This is a genomic window from Nocardioides phosphati (assembly GCF_014646375.1).
Taxonomy (GTDB): Bacteria; Actinomycetota; Actinomycetes; order Propionibacteriales; family Nocardioidaceae; genus Nocardioides; species Nocardioides phosphati.
This window is the reverse complement of sequence record NZ_BMNI01000007.1, coordinates 118975-144064: the sequence shown is the minus strand read 5'-3', so window position 1 is coordinate 144064 and position 25090 is coordinate 118975. Positions and strand designations below refer to the sequence as shown.

Annotated in this window: 28 protein-coding genes, 1 tRNA gene and 1 riboswitch; of the genes, 22 read left to right on the top strand and 7 right to left on the bottom strand. The window is 71.3% G+C overall.

Annotation, left to right across the window (positions count from 1 at the left end; genetic code table 11):
- The first annotated feature begins 49 nt into the window (after positions 1–49).
- Complete coding sequence (locus IEX47_RS13845) at positions 50–271, top strand: hypothetical protein (protein ID WP_188784584.1); 222 nt, start codon at positions 50–52, stop codon at positions 269–271.
- Between the two features lie 40 nt (positions 272–311).
- Here the strand turns inward: IEX47_RS13845 and IEX47_RS13840 are convergent, their stop codons facing one another.
- Positions 312–875, bottom strand: a complete 564-nt coding sequence (locus tag IEX47_RS13840) for an NYN domain-containing protein (protein ID WP_188784583.1) — start codon at positions 873–875, stop codon at positions 312–314.
- 96 nt (positions 876–971) lie between these two features.
- Between IEX47_RS13840 and aroH the strand changes: the two genes are divergently transcribed.
- The 5 genes from aroH to der are packed head-to-tail and all read left to right on the top strand — an operon-like array spanning position 972 to position 5217.
- On the top strand, positions 972–1379 hold the full coding sequence (gene aroH, locus IEX47_RS13835; protein WP_188784582.1) for a chorismate mutase: 408 nt from the start codon (positions 972–974) through the stop codon (positions 1377–1379).
- On the top strand, positions 1372–2454 hold the full coding sequence (locus tag IEX47_RS13830; RefSeq protein WP_188784581.1) for a prephenate dehydrogenase: 1083 nt from the start codon (positions 1372–1374) through the stop codon (positions 2452–2454). Before aroH ends, IEX47_RS13830 begins: the two co-directional genes overlap by 8 nt.
- Before the next feature lie 11 nt (positions 2455–2465).
- Positions 2466–3140, top strand: coding sequence for a (d)CMP kinase (gene cmk, locus IEX47_RS13825; RefSeq protein ID WP_188784580.1), 675 nt, complete (start codon positions 2466–2468; stop codon positions 3138–3140).
- Between the two features lie 23 nt (positions 3141–3163).
- Positions 3164–3856: a lysophospholipid acyltransferase family protein gene (locus tag IEX47_RS13820; protein WP_188784579.1), complete on the top strand. Its 693-nt coding sequence runs from the start codon at positions 3164–3166 to the stop codon at positions 3854–3856.
- Positions 3853–5217 carry a ribosome biogenesis GTPase Der gene (der, locus tag IEX47_RS13815; protein ID WP_188784578.1) on the top strand — a complete coding sequence of 455 codons (1365 nt, stop codon included), beginning with the start codon at positions 3853–3855 and terminating at the stop codon, positions 5215–5217. Before IEX47_RS13820 ends, der begins: the two co-directional genes overlap by 4 nt.
- A gap of 24 nt (positions 5218–5241) precedes the next feature.
- Here der and IEX47_RS13810 read toward each other — a convergent pair whose 3' ends face one another.
- Positions 5242–5796: a hemerythrin domain-containing protein gene (locus IEX47_RS13810; RefSeq protein ID WP_229662878.1), complete on the bottom strand. Its 555-nt coding sequence runs from the start codon at positions 5794–5796 to the stop codon at positions 5242–5244.
- An 86-nt stretch (positions 5797–5882) separates the two neighbouring features.
- On the opposite strand from IEX47_RS13810, the gene IEX47_RS13805 reads away from it, so the two are divergent.
- Positions 5883–6824 carry a beta propeller repeat protein gene (locus tag IEX47_RS13805; protein ID WP_188784577.1) on the top strand — a complete coding sequence of 314 codons (942 nt, stop codon included), beginning with the start codon at positions 5883–5885 and terminating at the stop codon, positions 6822–6824.
- Between the two features lie 62 nt (positions 6825–6886).
- On the top strand, positions 6887–8032 hold the full coding sequence (locus tag IEX47_RS13800; protein ID WP_188784576.1) for a CDP-glycerol glycerophosphotransferase family protein: 1146 nt from the start codon (positions 6887–6889) through the stop codon (positions 8030–8032).
- A gap of 31 nt (positions 8033–8063) precedes the next feature.
- On the opposite strand, the gene IEX47_RS13795 is transcribed toward IEX47_RS13800, so the two are convergent.
- The 4 genes from IEX47_RS13795 to IEX47_RS13780 all read right to left on the bottom strand — a co-directional run bounded on the left by IEX47_RS13795 (position 8064) and on the right by IEX47_RS13780 (position 10515).
- On the bottom strand, positions 8064–8756 hold the full coding sequence (locus tag IEX47_RS13795; RefSeq protein ID WP_229662877.1) for an acyltransferase: 693 nt from the start codon (positions 8754–8756) through the stop codon (positions 8064–8066).
- 67 nt (positions 8757–8823) lie between these two features.
- Positions 8824–8897: transfer RNA gene (locus tag IEX47_RS13790), tRNA-Pro, on the bottom strand.
- Positions 8898–8928: 31 nt separating this feature from the next.
- Entirely contained in the window at positions 8929–9600 is a 672-nt protein-coding gene (locus IEX47_RS13785) for a hypothetical protein (protein ID WP_188784575.1), read from the bottom strand.
- Between the two features lie 81 nt (positions 9601–9681).
- Entirely contained in the window at positions 9682–10515 is an 834-nt protein-coding gene (locus IEX47_RS13780; protein ID WP_188784574.1) for an adenylate/guanylate cyclase domain-containing protein, read from the bottom strand.
- Positions 10516–10580: 65 nt separating this feature from the next.
- Here IEX47_RS13780 and IEX47_RS13775 point away from each other — a divergent pair, with 65 nt between their 5' ends.
- The 13 genes from IEX47_RS13775 to gcvP all read left to right on the top strand — a co-directional run bounded on the left by IEX47_RS13775 (position 10581) and on the right by gcvP (position 22990).
- Positions 10581–11942 (top strand): hemolysin family protein, encoded by a 1362-nt coding sequence (locus IEX47_RS13775; RefSeq protein ID WP_188784573.1) that lies wholly within the window; start codon positions 10581–10583, stop codon positions 11940–11942.
- Positions 11939–12985, top strand: a complete 1047-nt coding sequence (locus tag IEX47_RS13770; RefSeq protein WP_188784572.1) for a hemolysin family protein — start codon at positions 11939–11941, stop codon at positions 12983–12985. The genes IEX47_RS13775 and IEX47_RS13770 overlap by 4 nt, the downstream gene beginning before the upstream one ends.
- A 70-nt stretch (positions 12986–13055) precedes the next feature.
- Complete coding sequence (gene clsA / locus IEX47_RS13765; protein ID WP_188784621.1) at positions 13056–13655, top strand: cardiolipin synthase ClsA; 600 nt, start codon at positions 13056–13058, stop codon at positions 13653–13655.
- On the top strand, positions 13648–14499 hold the full coding sequence (locus IEX47_RS13760) for a DUF881 domain-containing protein (protein ID WP_188784571.1): 852 nt from the start codon (positions 13648–13650) through the stop codon (positions 14497–14499). The genes clsA and IEX47_RS13760 overlap by 8 nt, the downstream gene beginning before the upstream one ends.
- On the top strand, positions 14496–14828 hold the full coding sequence (locus tag IEX47_RS13755; RefSeq protein WP_188784570.1) for a small basic family protein: 333 nt from the start codon (positions 14496–14498) through the stop codon (positions 14826–14828). The genes IEX47_RS13760 and IEX47_RS13755 overlap by 4 nt, the downstream gene beginning before the upstream one ends.
- Complete coding sequence (locus IEX47_RS13750; protein WP_188784569.1) at positions 14821–15576, top strand: DUF881 domain-containing protein; 756 nt, start codon at positions 14821–14823, stop codon at positions 15574–15576. Before IEX47_RS13755 ends, IEX47_RS13750 begins: the two co-directional genes overlap by 8 nt.
- Before the next feature lie 56 nt (positions 15577–15632).
- Positions 15633–16019 (top strand): glycine cleavage system protein GcvH, encoded by a 387-nt coding sequence (gcvH, locus tag IEX47_RS13745; protein ID WP_188784568.1) that lies wholly within the window; start codon positions 15633–15635, stop codon positions 16017–16019.
- Between the two features lie 64 nt (positions 16020–16083).
- Positions 16084–16575 carry an FHA domain-containing protein gene (locus IEX47_RS13740; RefSeq protein WP_188784567.1) on the top strand — a complete coding sequence of 164 codons (492 nt, stop codon included), beginning with the start codon at positions 16084–16086 and terminating at the stop codon, positions 16573–16575.
- 2 nt (positions 16576–16577) lie between these two features.
- Positions 16578–17312, top strand: a complete 735-nt coding sequence (gene ftsR / locus IEX47_RS13735; protein WP_188784566.1) for a transcriptional regulator FtsR — start codon at positions 16578–16580, stop codon at positions 17310–17312.
- A gap of 31 nt (positions 17313–17343) precedes the next feature.
- Positions 17344–17808, top strand: a complete 465-nt coding sequence (locus IEX47_RS13730) for a bifunctional nuclease family protein (protein ID WP_188784565.1) — start codon at positions 17344–17346, stop codon at positions 17806–17808.
- Positions 17809–18028: 220 nt separating this feature from the next.
- A complete protein-coding gene (locus tag IEX47_RS13725; RefSeq protein ID WP_188784620.1) occupies positions 18029–18580 on the top strand; it encodes a MerR family transcriptional regulator in 552 nt (183 codons plus the stop codon).
- A gap of 76 nt (positions 18581–18656) precedes the next feature.
- Positions 18657–19868, top strand: a complete 1212-nt coding sequence (locus IEX47_RS13720; RefSeq protein WP_188784564.1) for a low temperature requirement protein A — start codon at positions 18657–18659, stop codon at positions 19866–19868.
- A 56-nt stretch (positions 19869–19924) separates the two neighbouring features.
- A riboswitch (glycine riboswitch) is annotated at positions 19925–20016 on the top strand.
- 88 nt (positions 20017–20104) lie between these two features.
- Positions 20105–22990, top strand: coding sequence for an aminomethyl-transferring glycine dehydrogenase (gcvP, locus tag IEX47_RS13715; RefSeq protein WP_229662876.1), 2886 nt, complete (start codon positions 20105–20107; stop codon positions 22988–22990).
- Between the two features lie 92 nt (positions 22991–23082).
- Here gcvP and IEX47_RS13710 read toward each other — a convergent pair whose 3' ends face one another.
- The gene (locus IEX47_RS13710; RefSeq protein ID WP_188784562.1) at positions 23083–24297 is read right to left on the bottom strand and encodes an SGNH/GDSL hydrolase family protein; all 1215 of its coding nucleotides are present in this window, start codon (positions 24295–24297) and stop codon (positions 23083–23085) included.
- Positions 24298–24478: 181 nt separating this feature from the next.
- Here IEX47_RS13710 and IEX47_RS13705 point away from each other — a divergent pair, with 181 nt between their 5' ends.
- The gene (locus IEX47_RS13705) at positions 24479–25078 is read left to right on the top strand and encodes a hypothetical protein (protein WP_188784561.1); all 600 of its coding nucleotides are present in this window, start codon (positions 24479–24481) and stop codon (positions 25076–25078) included.
- Positions 25079–25090 lie beyond the last annotated feature (12 nt).

The following is a 25090-nucleotide window of genomic DNA, read 5'->3' as shown; positions in this document are numbered from 1 at the left end:
TTCCCTCGGCATGCAGGGAAAGTGCGTCCGAGGGCGCATACTGGCGGAGATGAGCACCATGTCGGCCCGCGGTCCGCGCCACCTCGCCTCCAGCCCCTTCGCCCCGAAGGTCGAGGTCCCGATCGTGCAGTACGCGCTCGAGGACCGGATCTCGCACGACACCTACGGCCTCGGCCGCGTGATCGGTGTCGAGCCCCACGCCGTGCTCGTCGACTTCGGGTCGCAGAAGGTCCGCGTCACCAGCCCGTACGCCCGGATGGAGCTGCTCTAGCCAGCCGCCCGGCCCGCGAGGGCCGGTCGACCCGCAAGGGTCACAGCAGGAACTGCGCCGGGTCGAACTCGTTGATCGGGATGATCCGGATGCGGGGGAGCGGCTCGTTGAACGCCTGGACGTCGTACTCCAGGTCGAACGTCTGCAGGCCCGCGCCGACGAGCTGCTGGAAGCCGCTGTTGCGGAACTCCACGAAGCCCGCGACGCCGACCCGGCGGCCGTCGAGCAGCTCGTCGATCTCGTCGACGAAGTCACCGTCGTTGCTGACCAGGATGACGTCGTCGTCGCGGTCCTGGAGCGCCTCGAGCGTGCGCTGGATGGCGATGTCGACGACCTTCTCGCCCGGCGCGCCGGACAGCGGCACCGGCCGGTAGCCGATCGCGATCAGCGCCTGGACGAACGCCATCGGCAGCTCGTTGTTGGCCGCGAGGAAGAAGAGGCCCTGGGCCGGCTGCTTCCACCGCTCCTCGGCGAACTGCAGCACGCGGTCCCACCGCGGACGCTCGTCGGCGCGCGGGCGACGGCCGAGGATGTTGCCGCCGAGGGTGGCGTCGATGTTCTCGCCATCGACGAGGACATAGGTGGTGCGGTTTCCGTCGGCCATGTCCGGACCCTACTGCGCGGGGCCCGTGGGGCGCGGCGACGGCGGCGCGCCCGCTAGGGTTTGCGCGTCGGAAACCCTGAGCCCTGAGGAGATCCCGTGGCAGTGCGCGCGGTGCGAGGCGCCACCCAGCTCGACAGCGACACCCGCGAGCAGATGCTCGACCGGGTCGCCGAGATGGTGCGCGGCGTGATGGAGGCCAACGACATCACCGTCGACGACTTCATCTCGATCATCTTCACCTCGACGTCCGACCTGACCAGCGAGTTCCCGGCGTACGCCGCGCGGATCCTCGGCTTCCACGACGTACCGCTCGTCTGCGCCCGGGAGCTCGAGATCGAGGGCTCCATGCCCCGCGTGGTCCGGATGATGGCCCATGTCGAGACCGACCTCCCGCGTGCCGACGTGACCCACGTCTACCTCCACGGCGCGGCCAACCTGCGCCGCGACCTGACCAAGGTCCGCGAGGTTCCCGACGAGGTCGCCGACGGGCCCGCCGATGCCTGAGCGCCCGGCGGGGCAGCTCACCGGCCCCGTGCGGATCGTCGGTGCCGGCCTCCTGGGCGCGTCGATCGGGCTCGCGCTGCGCGCCCGCGGCCTCGACGTGCAGCTCGAGGACCTCAACCCCGACAACCTGCGTACGGCGAGTGGCCTCGGCGCCGGCGTACCCGTGACGGGTGACGAGCCTGAGCCGCAGCTCGTGGTGGTCGCCGTGCCGCCGGACCATCTCGGCGATGTCATCGTCGCTGCGCTCGAGGCGCACCCGGCGGCCGTCGTCACCGATGTCGGAAGCGTGAAGTCGGGCCCCCTCGCCACGGTCGCCAGCCATGTCGCCGCTGACCGCTACTGCGGCAGCCACCCGATGGCGGGCACCCAGCACAGTGGCCCGCTCACCGCCACGCCGACGCTCTTCGAGGGCCGTCCCTGGGCGATCACGCCGCACACGAGCACCTCCGGGGCCGCTCGCGGACTGGTGGAGGAGCTGGTCGCGCTGACCGGCGCCATGCCGCTCGCGTTCGACCCCGACGACCACGACCGTGCCGTGGCGCGCACCAGCCACGTGCCCCACCTGATGTCCGCGCTCGTCGCGGGCCGGCTGGCCGAGGCGCCGGAGGGCCACCTCTCGCTGTCAGGACCCGGCGTCCGCGACGTCACCCGGGTGGCGGGCACCGACCCGGGCATGTGGCTGCAGATCGTGCCGGCCAACGCGCCCGCGATCCTCGAGCTGCTCGGCCAGATCCGCTCCGACCTCGACCTGCTCGAGGCGGCGATCCGCAGCGACGACCGTGAGGCACTCGAGGGCGTGCTCGCCAACGGCGTCGCGGGCACGCGGGCGATCCCGGGCAAGCACGGCGGCCCCGTGCGTCCCATGGCCTCCGTCTTCGTGCACGTGCCCGACCACCCGGGCGAGCTGGCACGGCTCTTCGTCGACGTCGGCGAGGCGGGCGTCAACGTCGAGGACGTCCGCATCGACCACGACCCGGCACGTGCCGGTGGCCAGGTCGAGCTCGTGGTCGAGGTCGCGCGTGTCGAGGTGCTGGTCGCGGCGCTCGAGGCGCGCGGGTGGGCCGTCCACCAGTAGGCTCCCGCCTCATGAGCAGCACCACTCTCGCCACCATCGTCGTCGCCATGGACGGACCCTCGGGCTCCGGCAAGTCGAGCACCTCGCGCGGCGTGGCCGACCGGCTCGGCCTCCGCTACCTCGACACGGGCGCGATGTTCCGTGCGATGACCTGGTTCATGCTCGAGCAGGGCGTCGACCTCACCGACCCCGCGGCGATCGCCGAGCAGGCCGGCAAGCCCGACATCGTCTCCGGCACCGACCCGCTCGCGCCGACGATCACCGTCGACGGCACCGACGTCGCCGAGGCGATCCGCGGCGAGGCCGTGACCGGCGCGGTCAGCCCGGTCTCCGCGGTGCCCGAGGTCCGGGCCCGCCTGCTCCAGCTGCAGCGCGACATCATCGGCGCGGGCGGCATCGTCGTCGAGGGCCGCGACATCGGCTCGGTCGTGGCGCCCGACGCGCCCGTCAAGGTCTACATGACCGCCGACCCGGCTGCCCGTGCGGCGCGTCGCGCCCTCGAGGAGGGCGGCAGTGACGCCGCCGCGGTCGAGGCCTCGCTCCTTGCACGGGACAAGATCGACTCCAGCCGTGCCACCGCGCCGCTGACGATGCCCGACGGCGCGCACCACATCGACACCACGCCGTACTCCCTCGACGAGGTGATCGGGCAGGTGGTCGCGCTGGTCGAGGCCGCCGTCCGCTGAGCCTCGGCGCCGAACGCCCGCCGATGACTGCTGCGCAGGTCCCGCCCACGGCCCTGTTGCGTCGCGCGCGTCCGGCCGCGCGGTGGCTGGTCCGCCGCCAGTACGACGTGCGGCTGCACGGTGGCGAGCACGTGCCGGCCACCGGGCCGGTGATCCTGGCCAGCAACCACATCGGCTTCCTCGACGGTCCGCTGCTCGCGGCGTTCGCACCGCGGCCGGTCCACGCACTGGCCAAGCGCGAGCTCTTCGCCGGGCCGCTGTCGCCCTTCCTGCGTGCCGCCGGACAGATCCCGGTCGACCGGATGCATCCCGACACGGCGGCGGTCCGCTCCTGCCTGGCGGTGCTCGAGCGCGGTGACGTGGTCGGCATCTTCCCGGAGGGAGCCCGGGGTGACGGTGAGCTGCGCGAGGTCCACGGGGGAGCGGCGTACCTCGCGCTGGTGACGGGCGCACCCGTGGTTCCGGTCACGCTGTTCGGCACGCGCGAGCCGGGCGGGAGCTCCTCGAGCCTGCCGCCGCGGGGCGCGCACTTGGACATGGTCTTCGCCGCCCCGTACCGTTTGCAGGCGGTGTCGTGGCCGCGGACCCAGGAACAGGTCGGGTCGGCCACGGCGTCGCTGCGCCAGCACCTCCGTGCGGCGCTCGAGGACGCGAAGGTCCTCACCGGGCGGGAACTTCCCGGCACCCTTCCAGCTGAACAGGACGACCACGCATGAGCGAGTACGACGAGGCCTACCCCCACGACGACGGAGACACGGGCCCGGTCCCGGTGCTGGCCGTCGTCGGCCGCCCCAACGTGGGCAAGTCCACGCTGGTCAACCGGATCATCGGCCGCCGTGAGGCCGTCGTCGAGGACCGTCCGGGCGTGACCCGCGACCGCGTCTCGTACGACGCCACCTGGAACGGCCGCGCGTTCACCGTCGTCGACACCGGCGGCTGGATCCCCGACGCCGAGGGCCTGGCCCTCAACATCGCGCAGCAGGCGGAGGTGGCCGTCAGCCTCGCCGACGCCGTGCTCTTCGTCGTCGACGCCACGGTGGGCATCACCGACGACGACGAGGCGGTCGTCAAGATCCTCCGCAAGTCGAAGAAGCCGGTCATCCTGGCCGCCAACAAGACCGACAACATGGCGCTCGAGATCGAGGCGTACTCGCTGTGGAACCTCGGCCTCGGCGAGCCGTTCCCGATCTCCGCCGCCCACGGCCGCGGCACCGGTGACATGCTCGACGCCGTCCTGGCCGTGCTCCCCGAGCCGCCGCCGCAGCGCGAGGGCAAGGAGATCGGCGGCCCGCGCCGGATCGCGATCGTCGGCCGTCCGAACGTCGGCAAGTCGTCGCTGCTCAACAAGCTCGCCGGCGAGACGCGCGTCGTCGTCGACAACGCCGCCGGCACGACCGTCGACCCCGTCGACGAGCTGATCGAGTTCGGCGGCCGCGAGTGGCGCTTCATCGACACCGCGGGCATCCGCAAGCGGGTCAAGGAGGCCTCCGGCCACGAGTACTACGCCAGCCTGCGCACCGCGACCGCCATCGAGCGGGCCGAGGTCGCGGTGCTCGTCCTCGACGCCGAGCAGAGCATCGCCGAGCAGGACGTCCGGATCATCCAGATGGTCCGCGAGATGGGCAAGGCCCTCGTCATCGCCTTCAACAAGTGGGACCTCGTCGACGAGGAGCGCCGCTACTACCTGGACCGCGAGATCGAGCGCGAGCTCGTCCAGGTCCAGTGGGCGCCCCGCATCAACCTGACCGCTCGCACGGGGTGGCACATCGACCGCCTCGTGCCCGCGCTCGACCGCGCGCTCGAGGGCTGGGAGACCCGCATCTCGACGGGCACGTTCAACGGCTTCCTCGGCCGCCTCGTGCAGGAGCACCCGCACCCGGTGCGCGGTGGCAAGCAGCCCCGCATCCTGTTCGGCTCGCAGGTCTCGGTCGCGCACCCGACGTTCAAGCTCTTCACGACCGGCAAGCTCGACGCCGGTTACGAGCGGTTCATCGAACGCCGCCTGCGCGAGGAGTTCGGCTTCGTCGGCACGCCGATCGAGATCAAGGTGCAGCCGCGGGAGAAGCGCAAGAAGTAGCGCGCGCCGCCCCCGCGGCGTACGTCACTTGCTGGCTTCCTCACGCAGCTTCTGCTGGAGCTCGTCCTTGGTCGTGCCCCGGGGCTGGGGGACGTCCATGTTGGCGGCCTGCTGGCGCAGCTCGTCACGGGTGATGTCCTCGGGCTGCTCGCCCAGGTGCTGCTCGCGCGTCGCGAGGAACGCGGCGCCGAGCTCGGCGCGCCGCTCGTCGGAGAGACCGCCACGCATGTCGGCGAGGACGGTCTCCTCCTCTTCCTCGATGTGGTGGGAGACCGCCTTGACGACCTCCTCGAGGGCAGTGAGGAACTCCGGGCTCTCCGGGTCGGTGTCGGCGAGCTTCGCCAGGAGCTCGTCAGCCTCGACGTGCTCTTCCTGGCTGTGCTCGACGTGGTCAGAGGCGCCGACCTCGTCGGCGACGACCGGGTAGACCTCGGACTCCTCGGCACGGCTGTGGGCGAAGAGCAGGGTCGTCAGCACCGGCAGCGCACCCGGGCGGCTGGCCGGATCCGTGCGCAGCTGCTCGAACAGACGCTCCACCTCGCGGTGGTCCTTCATGATCAGCTCGACGACGTCGTTCACTGGTTCCCTCCTGGGTCCGGAAAGCGGTGATGGCGAGGTACCCGGAGTACCGGACGGCACACCTCCCGCACCGGTAGCCTCTCGCCGTGCCTCGAATCACCGATCTCGCCCTGGGGGCGGGAGCAGTCCTCGCCATCGGCCTGGGAATCCTCGTCGTCAAGCCCGACCCCGCGCCCCCGGGCGCAGGCGGGCCGCTCGTCGTCCCGTCCGTCAGCACCTCGGCGACCGCCTCGGCGTCGCCGTCGGCCCACCCCTCGGGCAAGGCGACCGGGTCCGCCTCCGCCTCGCCGGCGGGCGACGCGGGGAGCCAGAGCACCGCGCTCGTCGTGGGCGCGTCCGCGGAGGGCGGGCCGGTGATGGTCGCCGAGCGGCGCGACTGCACGTCGAACGGCACCGCGAAGGTCGCGGTCATCGACACCAAGGGCAGCGTGCTGACCAGCGATGTCAAGGGCCTCGCAGCCGTCGGCGGCATCGCCGTGACGGGCCACGACACCGCGACGCTCGTCGGCGTGGACACCGATTGCAAGGCGGTCGGCTACGGCACCACGGACGCCGGTCGCACCTGGAAGGCGCTCGACGCCCTCCCCGCGATCTGGTCGCTCATCCCCGGCACGATGAACCAGGTGCACGCGCCGTCGGGCCAGGTCGACGTGCCCTGCGAGCCCGGGGCGATCACCGGGATCGACGACCACGTCGCACGGCTCGCCTGCACCGACGGCCGCCTGCTCGGCACGGTCTCGGGCGGCGACGACTGGTCGATCCTGGGCAACAACCACGACGTCCAGGCCGTGGGCTTCGTCTCGGCGACCACGGCGCTCGCGCTCGTCCCCGACGCCGGCTGCGAGGGCGTCCAGGTGGAGCGCTCGACCGACGGTGGCACGCACTTCCAGCCTGCCCACTGCGTCGAGGGACACGGTCCCTGGGGCCTCTTCACCAACAACGACACGGCGGTCGTCGTGGGCGGCGACACGGTGGCACGGAGCGGCGACGACGGCGCCACGTGGAGCGCGAGGCAGGTCCGCTCCTGACCTGCGGCGGATCCGGAAACCCGTGGTCACGAGCACTGGTCCGGAGACCGTAAAATTCGGACGTGCAGAACCCTCACGTGATCGCGTACTTCGCGGACGACCCGGCCCGTGTCTACCAGCTGCTGCAGTGGCTGCCGGTGCTGGAGCGTCTGGACGCGACCCATCCGACGGGCATCGTGACCCGCAACGAGGAGACTGCCGCGATCGTCCGTGAGCACACGCGGCTGCGGGTCTTCGACGCGCCGGGGTTCAACGACCTCGCCGAGCTGTACGCCGAGATCGACCCCAAGGTCGCGGTCTACTGCAACAACAGCCTCTTCAACTTCAACTCGCTGCTCCAGAGCCGGATGCTGCACGTGCACATCAACCACGGCGAGAGCGACAAGCAGTCGATGGTGAGCAACAACGCCAAGGCCTACGACCGCGTGTTCGTGGCCGGCGAGGCGGCCGTCCAGCGCCACCGCGCCGCGCTGATGGAGCTCGACGAGTCGCGCCTGGTGCGGATCGGTCGCCCCCAGCTCGACCTGCGGCCCGACCCGATCGTCGAGCCGTCCGCGCGCCGCACGGTGCTCTACGCGCCGACCTGGGAGGGCGACGCGGAGTACAACGACTACACCTCCGTCGACCTCTTCGGCCCCGAGATCGTGCGGTCCCTGCTCGCCGTCCCTGACGCGCGGGTCGTCTACAAGCCGCACCCGCGCGTCGTCACCAGCGAGACGCCTGCGATCCGCGACAACCACCTGGCGATCCTCGACCTGCTCGCCGACGCCGTACGCCGTGACGCCGACGCCGGCCACGAGGCCGTGCTCACGGGCGACATCCTCGCGGTCTTCCCGAGCTGCGACGCGATGGTCACCGACGTGTCGTCGGTCGGCCTGGACTGGCTCTACCTGCAGACCGACAAGCCGATCCTCATCACCGATCGCCACCACGACGCCGACCGCCTCCGCCTGGAGGTCCCGGTCAGCCGCTGCGCCGACGTGGTCGACTGCGACAACATCGGTGAGCTCACCGCGCTGGTGACCGACCGCCTGGAGCACGACGCGCACCACCTCGCGCGCGTCGCGATGCGGCACCACTACTTCGACGACCTCGCGGTGGGCGACAGCACGCGCCGCTTCGTCGAGACGGTCGGCGAGCTCGTCGTACGCCGTGACGCGCTGCTCGGCGAGCTCGGCCTGCTCGCGGCCGAGTCGGTCATCGCCTGACGCACGGCGTCAGCCGGCGCTGCTCCGGGGCTCAGGCCTCGCCGGAGAGGAGTCGCTCGACGTCCTCGTGGCGCCAGATCGGCCGCACCTCGCCGGTGCCGCTGGCGGTGACCCACCCGAGGCCGGGCTCGAGGGTGCGCAGCACCTTGGCAGGCACTCCACCGACGACCGCGTGGTCGGGGAACTCGCCACGGACGACGCTGCCGGCCGCGACGACGGTGTTGCGGCCCAGGCGCGTGCCGGGCAGAAGGATCGCGCCGTGGCCGATCCAGGAGCCGGAGCCGATCGCGACGGGGGACCGCTCGCCCCACTGGACGCCGATCGGGGTATCGGGGTCCTGGTAGCCGTGGCCGGAGTCGGAGACGAAGACGTCCTGGCCGAACCAGACGTCGTCGCCGATCTCGATCGACGCGTGCGCGGTGATCGTGGCGCGCTGTCCGATGACGCAGCGGTCGCCGATGACGAGGCCGCGGTGGGGGAGCGACGGGTCCTCGTCGCCGTAGCCGACGCTCAGGGAGCAGTGACGGCCGATCAGCGTGTCCTCGCCGAGGTGGATCTCCGCGCAGCCGAAGAGTGCGGCGTACGGGAAGGTGATCATCGAGCCCCGGCCGAAGGTGCCGAACTCGTCGGCCTTGTCGGTGCCGGGGGCGACGGAGCCCCAGAACTCCATCCGGCGCCAGGCGGCGTGGATGGCGCGGGCGGCCAGGCGGTGGGAGATCAGCACCCGCGCACGCTATCGCGCCCGGGAATGACGAAGGCCGGACCCTCGCGGATCCGGCCTCGTCCTTCGGTCGGGCTGACAGGATTTGAACCTGCGACCCCCTGACCCCCAGTCAGGTGCGCTACCAAGCTGCGCTACAGCCCGAACACCCCCGGCGAGCGGGAGCAGTGGAACCCTACAGCAGGTCAGCGGGTGCTTCTGCACCAGGGTCGTGGTGTGGCGGCGGGTCGTCGGGGAGGAGCCTGTCGACGAGGTGCGGCCACGAGTCGTCGACGAGCTGGAGCAGGTCGATCCGCATGATCCGCTGGATGTGCGGCTTGGCGAACTCCTTCTCCATCACCCGCATCATGAAGCGGCGCAGCTCGGTCTCCAGACCCGCGACGCGCTGCAGGACGGCCGAGCGCCGCTTGTCCGTCTCGACCTGGAGGGAGACCTCGTCCTCCTCGGGCAGGACGACGTCGACCATCAGGTCGAGCGGCGGCTCCAGCCGGAGCTTGACGGTGACCGGCACCAGGAGGCGGGCGCGGAAGCGGTTGACGTCGCGCGCGATCTCGATCGCGAAGTCCACGTCGACGGGGATGATCACGCGGAAGGCGATGTCGGGGCCGGGGATCTCGACGCCGGACATCGGCTGGAACCATCCGGTGGCGTGCACGCGGGCGAACTTGCGCCCGGGCCCGGCACCGATCGGGCCGAGCTCGATCTTCTCGCCGAGCACCCGCTCGACGACCTCGAGCACGCGACGGCGGTGGACGACCTTCCGCAGGAACGCCTCGCCGAAGTCGGCGAAGGTCATGGACGCAGGGGAGGCCGGCACGGCGACGGCGACGTCGTCGGTCTCGGTCATGGGCGTCCCTCCTTTGCGTTCGCGGGTCTTCCAATCTAGCGGTCAGTGGCACTTTCTGGCTCAACAGAGCCAGATTCGGGCTCAATCCCGGGGGTCCACCGGGGTCCAGTCGACCGACCACAGCTGGTGGTGGCCCGGGATGCCCTTGAGGCTCGCGGCGGGCATCCGGAGGCGGAAGTGCTGGTCGGTGACAGCGTCGCGGACCCCCTCGGTGGCGAGGATCTCGCCGCCCGTGGCCAGGCTGGCCACCCGGGCGGCCATCGCGACGTTGAGGCCGAAGTAGTCACCCTCGCGGTGGACGACGCGGCCCGCGTGCACGCCGATCCGCACCCTGATCGGCGTACGCCGGAGCGCGCGACGCCGCGAGACGGTGAGCGCGCGCTGCATCGAGATCGCCACGCCGACGGCTGCGGCGGGGTCTCCGAAGGCGAGCATGAAGCCGTCGCCCTGGGACTTGACCACGTGGCCGCCCGCCTTGGCGACGAGCTTGCGGATGACCTGGTCGTGGGCGTCGAGGAGCGCGACGAACGCGGCGTCGCCGAGCCGCTCGTTGAGCGCGGTGGAGTCCTCGATGTCGGAGAAGACGATCGTGACCGTGCCGTCGTCGCCGATCACGCGGTCGATCGCCTGCTTGTCCTCGAGCGCGAAGCCGGTGAGCTCCTCGATGGAGGAACGCAGCATGCCGCCCACTCCCTGCTCGCGGATCCGCACCGCGGTGCCGACGGCTCCGCGCACCGCCCAGCCAGCGGCCTTCGCGGCGCGGTTGGTCAGCGGCTCGACCGCGTTCTCGACCGCGGTGAGCTGCCGGCGTACGCGACGGAGCTGGACGCGGCTGACGACGAGGAGCACGAGCGACAGCGTGAGCGCGAGGGCCAGGACGACCGAGAGGGTCGTGACGCCGGTGAGGAGGTCCATCGCGACGTGACGCTAGCGCAGGCCAGTAGGGTGCGGGGTGTGAAGTGCGACCCAGGGGCCAGCCAGTGACCGCGTGGATCCTGCTGGTGGTCTCCCTCCTCCTCATCGCGGCCGCGGGCGCTTTCGTCGCGGCGGAGTTCGCGTTCCTCACCGTGGACCGGGGCCAGGTCGACCGGCTCGCCGCCGAGGGCGACGCCGGTGCCGCGGGCGTCCAGAAGGCGCTGCGCGCGCTCTCGACGCAGCTCTCGGGCGCCCAGGTCGGCATCACGGTGACCAACCTCGCGATCGGCTTCCTCGCCGAGCCCGCGATCTCCGACATCGTCGACGGACCCTTGCGCGCGGCGGGCCTGCCCGACGGCGCCGTGACGCCGGTGGCGCTCGGCCTCGGCCTGACGCTCAGCACGCTGGCGACGATGGTCTTCGGCGAGCTCGTGCCCAAGAACCTCGCGGTCGCCCGGCCGCTGCAGGTCGCGCGTGCGACCCAGCGCTTCCAGCGCGGGTTCACCGCGGTCAACCGCTTCCCGATCTGGCTGCTCAACGGCTCCGCCAACGCCGTCGTACGCCGCCTCGGCATGGAGCCGCAGGAGGAGCTGCGGTCCGCGCGCAGTCCCGCCGAGCTCCAGTCGCTGATCCAGCGCTCGGCCGACCAGGGCACCCTCGACGCCGACACCGCCGAGCTGATGGACCGCTCCGTGGAGTTCGGCTCCCGCACCGCCGGCGAGATCATGACGCCGCGGGTCCGGGTCCACAGCGTCGACTCGACCGACCGCGCGCTCGCGGTCATCGAGCTTGCCCGCCAGACCGGCCACTCGCGCTTCCCCGTCTACGGCGAGGGCGACGAGGTCGTCGGCACGGTCCACGTGAAGCACGCGGTCGCCCTGCCGGTGCACGAGCGGTCCACGACGCGGGTCCGCCACATCATGGTCCCGCCGATCGTCGTGCCCGACTCGCTGCGCCTCGACCCGCTCCTCTCGCTGCTGCGCGGCGAGGGCTTCCAGCTCGCGGTCGTCCTCGACGAGTACGGCGGCCACGCCGGCATCGTCACGCTCGAGGACGTCGTCGAGGAGATCGTGGGCGACATCTCCGACGAGCACGACCGGCTCGGCGCGCGCGTCCACCGCCGCCGCGACGGCTCCTGGTCGCTCTCCGGCCTGCTGCGTCCCGACGAGGTCGAGGACGAGACCGGCATCGAGCTGCCCGAGCACGACGACTACGACACCATCGCCGGCCTCGTCCTCCGTGCGCTCGGCCGGGTCCCCATGGCGGGCGACGTCGCGCTCGTCGACCTGCAGGCCGACCCGGAGCGCCCGGCCGTCCGGCGTACGGCGAGGCTGCACGTGGAGCGCATGGACGGCCGCCGCATCGACCGGATCCGGCTCACCGTCGAGGAGAGCGCCGATCCCGAGGCCGGGGAGGACGACGCATGAGCGGCCTTCCCGCGGTGCTGCTGGCCCTGGGCCTGCTGCTCGGCAACGCGTTCTTCGTCGGCGCCGAGTTCGCGCTCGTCGCCGCGCGGCGTACCCAGATCGAGCCGAAGGCCGAGGCCGGCTCGGCGCTGGCGCGCACGACGCTCAAGGCGATGGAGAACATCTCCCTGGTCATCGGCGTCAACCAGCTCGGCATCACGGTCTGCTCCCTGGTGCTCGGTGCCGTCGGCGAGCCCGCGGTCGCCCACCTGATCGAGCCGCTCGTCGAGCTCACCCACCTGCCGCACGACCTGCTCCACCCGGTCTCGTTCGTGATCGCGCTCGCGGTGGTGGTCTACCTCCACGTCGTGCTCGGCGAGATGATCCCCAAGAACATCGCGCTCGCCGGCCCCGACCGCGCCGCGCTGATCCTCGGCCCGGCCGTCTGGTGCTTCGTCGTGGTGCTCCGCCCGGTCATCGTGGTCATCAACGCCCTTGCCGCCGGGATCCTCAGGATCTTCGGCGTCGGGCTGCAGTCCGAGGTCTCGTCGACGTACACCCGTGACGAGGTCGCGGCGCTCGTCGAGGAGTCGCGCGGCGAGGGACTCCTCGAGGACGACGAGTACGGCCGCCTCGCCGGCGCCCTCGGCTTCACCGAGCGCACCGTCGCAGCCGTGGTCCTGGAGCCGCAGGGCGTGACGACGCTCCAGCGCGGAGCCGAGGCTGCCTCCGTCGAGGAGCTCTGCGCCGCCACGGGCTTCTCGCGCTTCCCGGTGACCGGCGACGACGGCGACTGGCTCGGCTACGTCCACATCAAGGACGTCCTCGAGATCGACGAGGCGCGCCGCTTGCGCCCGATCGACGACAAGTGGATCCGCCCGTTCGCGAGCGTGCGGCCCGACGACGTCCTGCACGACGCGCTCGAGACCCTGCAGCGCCGGGGCGCCCACATGGCACGGGTGGTCGGCACAGACGGCGAGGTCATCGGTCTCGTCACGCTCGAGGACGTCCTGGAGGAGCTGGTCGGGGAGATTCGCGACGCGGCGCACCACGACGACGACTGACTCCGACTAGGGTTCCCATCGACCAGAGCGCGTCCGCGCGCCACCACCAGCAGTGACCGGCAGGGGAGACGTGCAGGCCGTACGACGCAGCAACCGGGTGCTCACGCTGCCCAATGCCCTGAGCTTCGTGCGCCTCGCCGGTGTTCCCCTCTTCCTGTGGCTCCTCCTCGGTCCCGAGGCGGACTGGTGGGCCCTCGGTGTCCTGGCGCTCGCGGGCATCACCGACTGGGCCGACGGATACGCCGCGCGCAAGCTCGACCAGCGCTCGGCGCTCGGCGAGATCCTCGACCCGGTCGCCGACCGCCTCTACATCCTGGCCGTGGTCGTCGGGTTCGCGCTGCGCGACGTCGTGCCGTGGTGGGTCGCCGTCGTGCTCCCCGCACGCGACCTCTTCCTGTGGGGCCTCGTGCCGTTCCTGCGGCGCCGCGGCTACAGCGCGCTGCCCGTGCACTTCCTCGGCAAGGCCGCGACCTTCAACCTCCTGTACGCCTTCCCGCTCCTGCTGCTGGGCCAGGGCGACTCGGTCGGGGCGACGATGGCCAACGTCTTCGGCTGGGCCTTCGCGTGGTGGGGCATCGCGCTCTACTGGTGGGCCGGAGTGCTCTACGCCTGGCAGGTCCGCAAGCTCTTGGCGGCTCCCGACCCGAGGGCGGTCCGGCCCGATGCCTGACCGTTCGCCCCTGCCGGCCCACGTGACGATGCCCCTGCTGGACGTCGTGACGCGCAACTCCCTGGACCTCGACTACCAGCACGTGGCCGAGGCGCGGCAGGCAGCGGGGGAGTCCGGCGAGGCGGACCCGGCGCACCGCTGGCGTGCCGCGGTGGTGGTGGGCGTGTTCGGGCTGCTGCTCGTCGTCGCGGCGGTGCAGACGCGGGCATCGGCCGGCGCCGATGCACTGGCTCGCGACGGGCTGGTCCAGCAGATCGGCGTGAAGCGTGACGCCCTGCGTGACGCCAACCGCCAGATCGGCGACCTGCACGACGAGATCGAGTCGCTCACCACGCGCCAGGCCTCCCTCGCCCGGCGTGAGCGCGCGCTGGCGAGCGCCAACGACGAGGTCGGCGCGCTCGCCGGCTACACCGCGGTGCGAGGCCCCGGCGTACGCGCGACGCTCGACGACGCCGCGGACGGCTCCGAGGACGGAGTGGTGCGCGACGAGGACCTGGCCACCCTGGTCGACGGCCTCTGGGCCGCCGGGGCCGAGGCGATCGCGGTCAACGGCATCCGGCTCACGGTGACGACCGGCATCCGCACGGCGGGCAGCGCGATCCTCGTCCACGACCGCGCGCTGCGCCCGCCGTACACCGTGCTCGCGGTGGGTGACGTCAACGCCCTGCAGAGCCGGTTCGTCGAGACGAGCTCCGGCGTGACCTTCCTCGGCGTCCGGTCCCGCTACGGCTTTGTGTTCAGCATGGACAATGACAACCACCTGCGGCTGCCCGCGGCCGCGCGCCCCGACCTGGTGCGTGCCGAGCCCGTGCCGCCACCGAAAAAACCGGAGGACATCCCGTGATCGCAGTGCTGGGACTCCTGGCCGGCGTCGTCGTCGGCCTGCTGCTGAAGCCCGACGTGCCGGCGCCGTTCGTGCCGTACCTCCCGATCGCGGTGGTGGCGGCCCTGGACGCTGTCCTGGGTGCGTTCCGGGCCTACTTCGACGGCATCTTCGACGACAAGGTCTTCGTGGTCTCGTTCGTCAGCAACGTGCTGATCGCGGCGGTGATCGTCTTCCTCGGCGACAAGCTGGGTGTCGGCGGCCAGCTGACCACCGGTGTCATCGTCGTCCTCGGCATCCGGATCTTCTCCAACGCGGCGGCCATCCGGAGGCACGTGTTCCATGCCTGACAACCCCGACGGGCTGGCCGTACCGCCCACCACCGCCCGGGAGCGGCTCCGTGCCTCGCTGCTGAGCCGACCCAGCCGTGGGCAGTGGATCGTCGCCGGCCTGCTGTTCAGCCTCGGCTTCGCCGGCGCGACCCAGGTCGCCCGCCAGTCCGACGACGACCTGACCGGCCTGCGCCAGACCGACCTCGTCCGCGCGTTCGACGGCCTCGCGGCGAGCACCGAGCGCGCCGAGAAGGAGATCGACCGGCTCAAGACCGATCGCGACCGGCTCACGAGCAGCACCAACAGCCGCCAGACCGCCGTCCAGCTGGCCAAGCAGGAGCAGACCGCGCTGGGCATCCTGTCCGGCACCCTCGCGGCGCGGGGATCCGGCGTACGCATCACGATCACCGACCCCGAGTCCAAGGTCACCGCCGCCCTCCTGCTCGACATGGTCCAGGAGCTCCGGGCGACGGGCGCCGAGGCGATGGAGTTCAACGACAGGGTCCGGGTCGTGGCCCAGACCTCGTTCGAGGACTCGACCCAGGGCATCCGGGTCGGCGGGCAGAGCGTCGAGGCGCCGTACGTCATCGACGTGATCGGCGAGCCGGGTGCGCTCGAGGGTGCGCTCGACTTCCCCCAGGGCCCGCTCGAGCGGGTCGAGGCCGTGGGCGGCACGCTCACCACGTCGAAGGACGACGAGGTCGTCGTCGACGCGGTGGTTCCCGACCGCGCGCCGCAGTTCGCCGCGCCCGATTCCGACCGCTAACCTGCCCCGTAACCGCCCCCTCCGGCCTTGCCGGAGACCTGATCCGAGGAGCAACCGTGACCCCCGACGACCTGAAGTACACGAGTGAGCACGAGTGGGTCCGCACCCCGGGCGACGCGGCTGGCTCCGTGCGCGTCGGCATCACCGACTTCGCCCAGGACGCCCTCGGCGACATCGTCTACGTCTCGCTCCCGGAGGTCGGTGACTCGGTCGAGGCGGGCGCCGCGATCGGTGAGCTCGAGTCGACGAAGTCGGTCTCCGACGTCTACTGCCCGGTGGCCGGCGAGATCGTCGCGCGCAACGAGGCCCTGGAGGCAACGCCCGAGCTCGTCAACTCGGACCCGTACGGCGAGGGCTGGCTCTTCGAGGTCGTCCCCGCTGACGCGTCGCACGTCGAGGGACTTCTCGACGCGGCGGCCTACGAGGCGTCCCTGCAGGGCTGATACGTTGGACGCACACCCTCGACCTCCCGTTGAGGGTGATGCCGGACCAGGGAGGGTGGCAGAGATGCCCTATTGCACGAACTGTGGTCACCAGAACCCCGCCGAGGCGCGGTTCTGCTCCCAGTGCGGCACCCGTCTGGCCGGCTCCGCCGCGGCGGAGTCGGAGAGCGAGGCGACCGCGACGATCACGTTCGACGTCGCCGAGCGCGGGCTGGCCCAGACCGAGTCGGCGGCCGTCGACGCGCTCCCCGAGGGCCAGGCGCTGCTCGTAGTGCAGCGCGGTCCGAGCGCCGGCTCCCGCTTCCTGCTCAACGCCGAGGTGGTGACCGCCGGTCGCCACCCCGACAGCGAGATCTTCCTCGACGACGTCACCGTCTCCCGCCGCCACGCGGAGTTCCGCCGCGACGGGTCGGCGTACACCGTGACGGACGTGGGCTCGCTCAACGGCACCTACGTCAACCGCGACCGCATCGACTCGGTGACGCTGCAGGATGGTGACGAGGTCCAGATCGGCAAGTACCGCCTGGTCTTCTTCGCCGGCCACGCCGGAGCCTGAGCATGGGAGCGACCCAGGAGTCGTCCGCGTCAGCGCGGATGAACATCGGACAGGTCCTCGACCTGCTCCGTGACGACTTCCAGGTCACGATCCCGAAGATCCGCTTCCTGGAGGCCGAGGGGCTGATCAAGCCCGAGCGCACCGCGTCGGGCTACCGGAAGTTCTCGTACGCCGACGTCGAGCGGCTGCGCTACATCCTGCGGATGCAGCGTGACCACTACCTGCCGCTCAAGGTCATCGGCGAGCACCTCGACGCGATCGACCGTGGCCAGGAGCCGCCGCCGATCGCCTCGGTCGTTCCGTCCGTGCCGACCGTCTCGCTCGCTGCCGACGGCATGCCGAGCGCCGAGTCCTTCCTGCAGCGCGGCGACACGCGCCTCTCACGCAAGGAGCTGGTGAAGATCGCCGGCATCACCGAGGAGCAGCTCGCCGAGCTCGAGCAGTTCGGCCTGGTCCGTCCCCGCACCGGCACCAGCCTGTACGACGACGACGCGCTGCTGATCGCCCGCACTGCCGCCGAGCTCGCCGAGTTCGGCCTCGAGCCGCGCCACCTGCGCGCCTTCAAGGCCGCTGCCGACCGTGAGGTCGGCCTGGTCGAGCAGATGACCGCACCGGTGCGCAACGGCCGCGACGCGGCCGCCTCCGCGCGGGCCGACGAGACCGTCGCCGCGATCGCCGCGCTCTCCGTGCGCCTGCACGCCACGCTCGTCAAGAGCGGTCTGCGCCGCGGCCGCTGACGCCCTTCCGGTGCGCGAGTAGGGTGAGGGTGTGCGCGAGGTCGACGTCGTCGGAGTGAGGGTCGAGATGCCCTCCAACCAGCCCATCGTGCTTCTGCGCGAGGTGGCGGGGGACCGCTACCTGCCCATCTGGATCGGCGCCGTCGAGGCGACCGCTATCGCCTTCGCCCAGCAGGGCGTCGTGCCTCCGCGGCCGCTGACCCATGACCTGCTGCGTGATGTCATCGCCAGCACGGGCAACACGCTCTCGGAGGTCCGCATCACCTCCATGCAGGACGGTGTCTTCTACGCCGAGCTGCACTTCGCCTCCGGCGTCGAGGTGAGCGCGCGGCCCTCCGACTCGATCGCCCTGGCGCTGCGCACGGGTGCGCGGATCGTCTGTGCGGAGGAGGTCCTCGCCGAGGCCGGGCTCGCCGTGCCTGAGGAGCAGGAGGACGAGGTCGAGCGGTTCCGGGAGTTCCTCGACCACGTCACGCCCGAGGACTTCGAGCCCTGAGCCAACTGACCCTCACCTTCAACTTGAGGGTGAGACACACCGGGGTGTCGCGTTGACCCGATGGGGGCCCGGGCCTACCTTGGAGTGTCTTCGTTGTAACTCCACCGCTGTGGTCTCCACCATGGCGGACCTTCCCCCGGGAGTTGCAGGCAAACGGAGCGAGACGACGGAGGTCGACGTGGAGCTGAACGAAGGTGTGAAGGACACCGCCGCTGCCGAGATGGCAGCTGGCGAGGCTGAGGAGCAGGGTCTGCTCTTCACCGACGACGTGTCCCCCCTGCCCAGCGACGCGGGCTACCGCGGTCCGACGGCGTGCAACGCGGCCGGCATCACCTACCGCCAGCTCGACTACTGGGCCCGCACGGGCCTGATCGAGCCGAGCGTGCGGGGTGCCTCCGGCTCCGGCACCCAGCGGCTCTACTCGTTCCGCGACATCCTGATCCTCAAGGTGATCAAGCGTCTCCTCGACGCGGGCATCTCGCTGCAGCAGATCCGCACGGCGGTCACCCACCTGCGTGAGCGCGGCACCGACGACCTGACCCGCGTGACGCTGATGTCCGACGGTGCCTCGGTCTACGAGTGCACCAGCAACGACGAGGTCATCGACCTCCTCCAGGGCGGCCAGGGCGTCTTCGGCATCGCCATCGGCGGTGTCTGGCGCGAGATCGAGGGCACGCTCTCCGAGCTGCCGAGCGAGCGCGCCGACGACGCGGCCGCGACCTCCAGCGCGAGCGACGAGCTCGCCGCGCGCCGCGCCCGCAAGATCGGCTGACCTCCACCGACCTCGCACCACGTCTCCGGCCGACGACCCGCCCCCGACAGGGGAGCGGGTCGTTAGTCTTTTCCGCATGGACGCGCGCATGGAGGAGACCGAAGAGGACCAGTCCGCCACCACCCTCGAGCTCTTCTTCGACCTCGTCTTCGTCTTCGCGGTCACGCAGGTCACGGCGTTCATGGCGCACGACCTCGACGGCTGGCGGATCGTGCAGGGCCTCGCGGTCCTGGCGCTCTTCTGGTGGGGCTGGGTCGGTTACGCGTGGCTCTGCAACCTGGTCCGCGCCGACGAGGGGCCGGTGCGCCTGATCCTGCTGCTCGCGATGGCGGTGATGTTCCTGGTCGCCCTGGCCATCCCCGAGGCCTTCCACGACCTGCCCGGCGGGCTCGACGGTCCCTACGTCATCGCCGGCTGCTACTTCGCCTTCCGGCTGACGCACCTCGCCCTCTTCTGGGTGTACGCCGAGGGCGACGCCGCGCTGCGTCGCCAGCTGCTGCGCTTCTGCCCGACGATCATCCTCAGCACCGCGTTCCTCGTGCTCGCTGCGCACACGGACTCGCCGTACACCGCGACGTACTTCTGGCTGGCGGCGCTGGCCTCGGACTACGGCGGCACCGTGCTGGGCGGCGCGAGCGGCTGGCGCCTGCGCTCGGCGGGCCACTTCGCCGAGCGGCACGGCCTGATGGTGATCATCGGCCTGGGCGAGTCGATCGTGGCGATCGGTGCGGGCACGAACGACCAGCCGATCTCCTGGCCGGTGATCGCCGCGGCCGCCGCGGGTGTCGCGCTGGCGGCGGCGATGTGGTGGATCTACTTCGACATCAGCGCGCTCAAGGGTGAGGAAGCCCTCGACGAGGTGGTGCGCGGTGGCGGCAACGTGTCGATGGCGCGGGATGCCTACTCGATCCTGCACCTGCCGCTCATGGCCGGCATCGTGCTGATGGCGCTGGGCCTCAAGAAGGCGATGCAGTACGTCGGCAACCCGCACGAGCACCAGCTGACCGACCCGCTCGGCGCCTTGCCCGCTGCGGCGCTCTTCGGCGGTGTGCTGCTCTACCTGCTCGGCCACATCGGCTTCAAGCTCCGGACACTCCACCGGTTCAGCACGCCGCGCGCCGGCCTCGCCGTCGTGGTCGCGGTGGCGTGGCTGGTCAGTGGGGGACTGCCCGCGCTCGGCCAGATCGTCCTGCTGGCCGCGCTCGTGTGGGCGCTGGCGGCGTACGAGACCGTGCACTACGCCGAGGAACGCGCGCGCACGCGTCACGCCGGTCACACCCACGCCTGAGAGCGGCGCTGATCGCCCTCGGGCCGGGGATCGCTGAGGTAACCTTTCCCCGCTGCTGACACCGCGTGGGAGAGACTCCGCGTCAGCGGAGCGCCGAAGGGGCAATTCCTCCCCGGAACTCTCAGGCGCCAGGGACCACGCGGAGTGAGGCAACTCTGGAGCGTCCAGCGTCGGGCGTGACAGAGGGGGAGGCGACACCCGACCCGTCCCACGGGACGCTTCCGATGGAGATCGCCGTGACTGATCTGCCCAGCCTCCACGACCTCGACGCCGCGCTGCCGTTCGTCGACCGGCACATCGGCCTGACGCCGTCCGACATCTCCTCGATGCTCGGCGTCCTCGGCCACGACTCGCTCGAGGCGCTGATGGACGCCGCGGTGCCCGCAGGCATCCGCCCTGCCGCCGAGCTCGACCTGCCGCCGGCGATGACCGAGGCCCAGGTCGGCGCGCTGGCGCGCGAGCTGGCCGGCCTCAACTTTCCCGGAGAGCCGCTGATCGGCCTCGGCTACCACGCGACGATCACGCCCCCGGTCATCCGTCGCAACGTGCTCGAGGACCCGTCCTGGTACACCGCGTACACGCCGTACCAGCCGGAGATCTCGCAGGGCCGCCTCGAGGCACTGATCAACTTCCAGACCATGATCGGCGACCTCGCCGGCCTGCCGATCGCCAACTCGTCGCTCCTCGACGAGGGCACGGCCGCGGCCGAGGCGATGACCCTCGTACGCCGCGCGAACCGCAAGGCCGAGGGCCCGTTCGTCGTCGACGCCGACGCGCTGCCGCAGACCATCGACGTCGTCCGCACGCGCGCCGAGGCGATGGGGATCGAGGTCGTCGTGCGCGACCTCGCCGAGGGCCTTCCCGAGGGCAAGGTCTGCGGCACGCTCATCCAGTACCCCGGTGCATCCGGCGCCGTCCGCGACCCGCGCGCGACCATCGAGGCGACCCACGCCCAGGGCGGCCTCGCCGTCGTCGCCGCGGACCTTCTGGCGCTCACGCTGCTCGAGGCGCCCGGTGCGCTCGGCGCCGACGTCGTCATCGGCTCGTCGCAGCGCTTCGGCGTCCCGCTCTTCTACGGCGGCCCGCACGCCGGCTACATGGCGGTCTCCAAGGGGCTCGAGCGCCACATGCCCGGGCGCCTGGTGGGCGTCTCCATCGATGCCGAGGGCCGTCCGGCGTACCGGCTGGCGCTGGGCACGCGCGAGCAGCACATCCGCCGCGAGAAGGCGACCTCCAACATCTGCACCGCGCAGGTGCTGCTCGCCGTCACCGCCGCGATGTACGCCGTCTACCACGGCCCCGCGGGGCTGACCGCGATCGCGACCCGGACCCACCGCTATGCCGCCGTGATCGCCGCTGGCCTGAAGTCCCTGGGCTACGAGCTCGGCTCGGAATCCTTCTTCGACACGCTCACGGTGGCGACGCCGGGTCGCGCCCAGGCCGTGGTGGCCGCGGCGCGCAGGAGCGGGCTGCACCTGCGCCTCGTCGACGCCGACACCGTCGGCCTCTCGACCTCCGAGGCGACGACGCACGAGACGGTGGAGAAGGTGCTCGCGGCGTTCGGCCCGACCATCGAGGGCATCACCGCGCTCGACCTCGACGAGCTCGACCGCACCACGCCGTCGGCCCTGCCGGGGGAGCTGGCGCGCCAGACGCCGTTCCTCACGCACGAGGTCTTCCACACGCACCGCAGCGAGACGCAGATGCTGCGCTACCTGCACAAGCTCGCGGGCCGCGACTACGCGCTCGACAAGGGCATGATCCCGCTCGGCTCGTGCACGATGAAGCTCAACGCGACGACGGAGATGGAGCCGATCTCGCTGCCGGGCTTCGCCGACCTGCACCCGTTCGTGCCGGCCGAGGACGCGCAGGGCTACCACCAGCTCGTCGCCGCGCTGGAGGGCTGGCTGGCCGAGGTCACCGGCTACGCAGCGGTCTCCATCCAGCCGAACGCCGGCTCCCAGGGTGAGCTCGCCGGCCTGCTGGCGATCCGGGCCTACCACCTCGCCAACGGCGACACCCACCGTGACGTCTGCCTGATGCCCGCCTCCGCGCACGGCACCAACGCCGCGTCGGCGGTCATGGCCGGCATGCGCGTCGTGGTCGTGAAGTCCAACGACGACGGCACCATCGACCTCGACGACCTGCAGAAGCAGTGCGACGAGCACAGCAACGACCTCGCCGCGATCATGGTCACCTACCCCTCGACGCACGGCGTCTACGAGGAGGGCATCACGCAGCTCTGCGAGATCGTCCACTCCCACGGTGGCCAGGTCTACGTCGACGGCGCCAACCTGAACGCGCTGCTCGGCCACGCCCGCCCGGGTGAGTTCGGCGGCGACGTCTCGCACCTCAACCTGCACAAGACGTTCTGCATCCCGCACGGTGGCGGTGGCCCGGGCGTGGGCCCGGTGGCGGTCGGCGCCCACCTCGCGCCGTACCTCCCGACGCACCCGCAGCACCCGCTGGTGGAGAAGCGCGAGGGCATCGGCGCGATCAGCGCTGCGCCGTACGGCTCGGCGGGCATCCTGCCGATCTCGTGGGCCTACGTGCGGCTGATGGGCGCCGCCGGCCTCACCAAGGCGACGGCGACCGCGGTGCTGTCGGCCAACTACGTCGCTGCCCGCCTGGAGGAGCACTACCCGGTGCTCTACAAGGGCGAGAACGGCCTGGTCGCCCACGAGTGCATCCTCGACCTGCGCGGCCTCTCGAAGGAGAGCGGCGTGACCGTCGACGACGTGGCCAAGCGCCTCATCGACTACGGCTTCCACGCGCCGACGATGTCGTTCCCGGTGGCGGGCACGCTGATGGTGGAGCCCACCGAGTCGGAGGACCTCGCCGAGCTGGACCGCTTCATCGACGCGATGGTCGCGATCCGCGGCGAGATCGCCAAGGTCCAGGCGGGGGAGTGGGGCCACGACGACAGCCCACTCGCCCGGGCGCCGCACACGTCGCGTTCGATCGTCGGCGACTGGGACCGTCCGTACTCCCGCGAGCTCGGCGTCTTCCCGACGGGGATCGACCCGGACAAGTACTGGCCGCCGGTCGCGCGCATCGACAACGCGTACGGCGACCGCAACCTGGTCTGCGCCTGCCCTCCGCCCGAGGCCTTCGCCGACTGACCCACCCGCCGAGGCGGCAGATCTGGTGTGGCGAGGCGGCACATCTTGCGTGGTAGGCACACGCAGGATGTGCCGCCTCGGCGTTCAGGGGATCAGTTGAGCGTCATGTTGGGCTCGCCGCTGGCGTTGAAGCCGTTGGCGCCCCTGACGCAGCTGCCGCTCCGCGGCGTTCCGCCGTTCCAGGCCTGGCGGACGCAGTTGCGCAGCGCGAGCTGGCCCCAGTAGTTCGGGTGCAGCGACTCCTGGATGTAGTAGTTGCCCGTCGCGGTCGCCGTGCGGATCGTGTTGACCCACTCGGTCTTGTCGACCGCACCGGTGCTGGTCCAGCTGCTGAGGCCCTGCTCCTCGTAGAGGCCGACGGTGTTCTCGCAGAGGCGTCGGCCGTTGAAGGCGCTGCTCAGGTTGAGCGTCTTCACGTTGGTCATGCCGGTGTCGCCGATCGCGCCGGTGATCGTGTTGTTGATCGTCGGCAGGATCGTGCCGTTGGCATAGTCGGCGTCGGCGTTCCAGAAGCCGCAGCCGCCGGTGCTCTGCCGGGTGTAGCCAGACTCGGAGTAGCGGAACGCCGTCCCGGCAGGCAGCGGCGACTCGTAGTTCTGGACGAGCAGCGTCCACGAGCCGTCGGCGTACCCGGCGTTGCGCATGGCCGTGCGGACGTTGAGCAGCGCGTTCTTGATGTTGGCGCGCTGCGTGGCCACGTTGGCGCTGCTCATCGCGTTGGTGACGACGCTGTCGTCCTTGCAGTAGTCCTTGAACCAGGAGGGCGAGCCGAGGAAGTCGGTCACGCACTGCTGCACGATCGCGCCGAAGTTGAAGTCGTTGCCGCCGATCGAGAGCGACACCATCTTCACGTTGTGACCGGTCGCGAAGTCCTGGAGCATCAGCGCCTGGCCCTTGCCCTGGGTGCCGTTGTAGAAGTCCAGGCCGGGCTTGAAGTAGCCGCTGCTGTCACTGGGCACGGTTCCGGTCTTGGCGCCCGAGCAGGCCAGGTTCAGACCGTTGACCCCGCCGCCGATGTAGATCTCGGCGGCCGTGGAGCGGTGGCAGCGGTTGATCGTCTCGGCCGTGTGCGTGGCGTTGTCGAAGTACGTCGCGGCACCGCCGGCGTCGTGGATCGACTCACCGTTGTTGGTGTTGCCGGCCCAGCGGCCGGCCTCTCCCGAGATGTAGGAGTCGCCGACGGAGACGACCCAGGGCGTACCGACGCCCGGGCCATCTGCCAGCGCGGGGGACGGAAGGGCCGTGATGCCGGCCAGGACGGCGGCCCCGGCGCCGACGGCACCGGCCACTGCTCGGGTGAGACGCATGAACACTCCTCGGTGTGACGTGGGTAACACCCGGCAACATACTGGTCAGTAACCTCGTGGGGAAGAGGTTGGACATCCAATCTTTTCGTCGACCGATTTCAGTGGTTTCGGCAGAAGTCCGTGGTCCGGACCACTATCCTTCAGAAGCAATCGGGTCGGGAGATGGGGAGCTGCGACAACGGTGGACGAGAAGCGCTGTGAGTGGTGTGGCACGTTGTCGCCGGCTGAGGCGGAGAAGTGCACCCTGTGCCGGATCCCGTTCAGCGCGCCGGTTCCGCCGCCGCAGGACTGGAGCCACCTGACCGGCAACATCCCGGTCATCACGGCGCCGCTGCTCGAGACCCCCGCGGCTGCTGCTGCGCCCTCCGTCCCCGAGGACGTCGAGCACACTGCGCCCGCACCGGCGCCGGTGGTGCCGCAGCAGGTTCAGCGCGACGCGGCCGTGCCTCAGCCCGTCCAGGTCGCTGCCGGCTTCGCCGCGCCGACCGTACCGGCCTCCTCGGAGGTCGTGCCCTCGGTGGGGGAGATGGCGACCGACGCTGTCAGGCCCGAGTCGCTCGAGCCGCATGTCCCCGGCTGGCGCGCCCCCGATGACCCGACGCTCCGCGTCTTCGCAGACCGCCTCGAGGAGCGCGAGCGCCGCCCGCTGGCTGGCAACGGCACCAACCGGCGGGGTCGTCGTCGACGCCGCCAGTTCGCGCGACTGCTGGTCTGGCTGGTCGCCCTCGGCCTGATCGCGGCCTTCGTGATCCTCGCGCCCGGGCGGCTGCCCTCCTTCTGACCGCCGCCAGGC

Bases quoted from the DNA above. Each gene is read 5' to 3' on its own strand.
- IEX47_RS13845 (WP_188784584.1), top strand. From the start codon at position 50: ATGAGCACCATGTCGGCCCGCGGTCCGCGCCACCTCGCCTCCAGCCCC.
- IEX47_RS13840 (WP_188784583.1), bottom strand. From the start codon at position 875: ATGGCCGACGGAAACCGCACCACCTATGTCCTCGTCGATGGCGAGAAC.
- IEX47_RS13830 (WP_188784581.1), top strand. From the start codon at position 1,372: ATGCCTGAGCGCCCGGCGGGGCAGCTCACCGGCCCCGTGCGGATCGTC.
- cmk (WP_188784580.1), top strand. From the start codon at position 2,466: ATGAGCAGCACCACTCTCGCCACCATCGTCGTCGCCATGGACGGACCC.
- IEX47_RS13820 (WP_188784579.1), top strand. From the start codon at position 3,164: ATGACTGCTGCGCAGGTCCCGCCCACGGCCCTGTTGCGTCGCGCGCGT.
- der (WP_188784578.1), top strand. From the start codon at position 3,853: ATGAGCGAGTACGACGAGGCCTACCCCCACGACGACGGAGACACGGGC.
- IEX47_RS13785 (WP_188784575.1), bottom strand. From the start codon at position 9,600: ATGACCGAGACCGACGACGTCGCCGTCGCCGTGCCGGCCTCCCCTGCG.
- IEX47_RS13780 (WP_188784574.1), bottom strand. From the start codon at position 10,515: ATGGACCTCCTCACCGGCGTCACGACCCTCTCGGTCGTCCTGGCCCTC.
- IEX47_RS13770 (WP_188784572.1), top strand. From the start codon at position 11,939: ATGAGCGGCCTTCCCGCGGTGCTGCTGGCCCTGGGCCTGCTGCTCGGC.
- IEX47_RS13760 (WP_188784571.1), top strand. From the start codon at position 13,648: ATGCCTGACCGTTCGCCCCTGCCGGCCCACGTGACGATGCCCCTGCTG.
- IEX47_RS13750 (WP_188784569.1), top strand. From the start codon at position 14,821: ATGCCTGACAACCCCGACGGGCTGGCCGTACCGCCCACCACCGCCCGG.
- IEX47_RS13740 (WP_188784567.1), top strand. From the start codon at position 16,084: ATGCCCTATTGCACGAACTGTGGTCACCAGAACCCCGCCGAGGCGCGG.
- ftsR (WP_188784566.1), top strand. From the start codon at position 16,578: ATGGGAGCGACCCAGGAGTCGTCCGCGTCAGCGCGGATGAACATCGGA.
- IEX47_RS13725 (WP_188784620.1), top strand. From the start codon at position 18,029: ATGGCAGCTGGCGAGGCTGAGGAGCAGGGTCTGCTCTTCACCGACGAC.
- IEX47_RS13720 (WP_188784564.1), top strand. From the start codon at position 18,657: ATGGACGCGCGCATGGAGGAGACCGAAGAGGACCAGTCCGCCACCACC.
- IEX47_RS13710 (WP_188784562.1), bottom strand. From the start codon at position 24,297: ATGCGTCTCACCCGAGCAGTGGCCGGTGCCGTCGGCGCCGGGGCCGCC.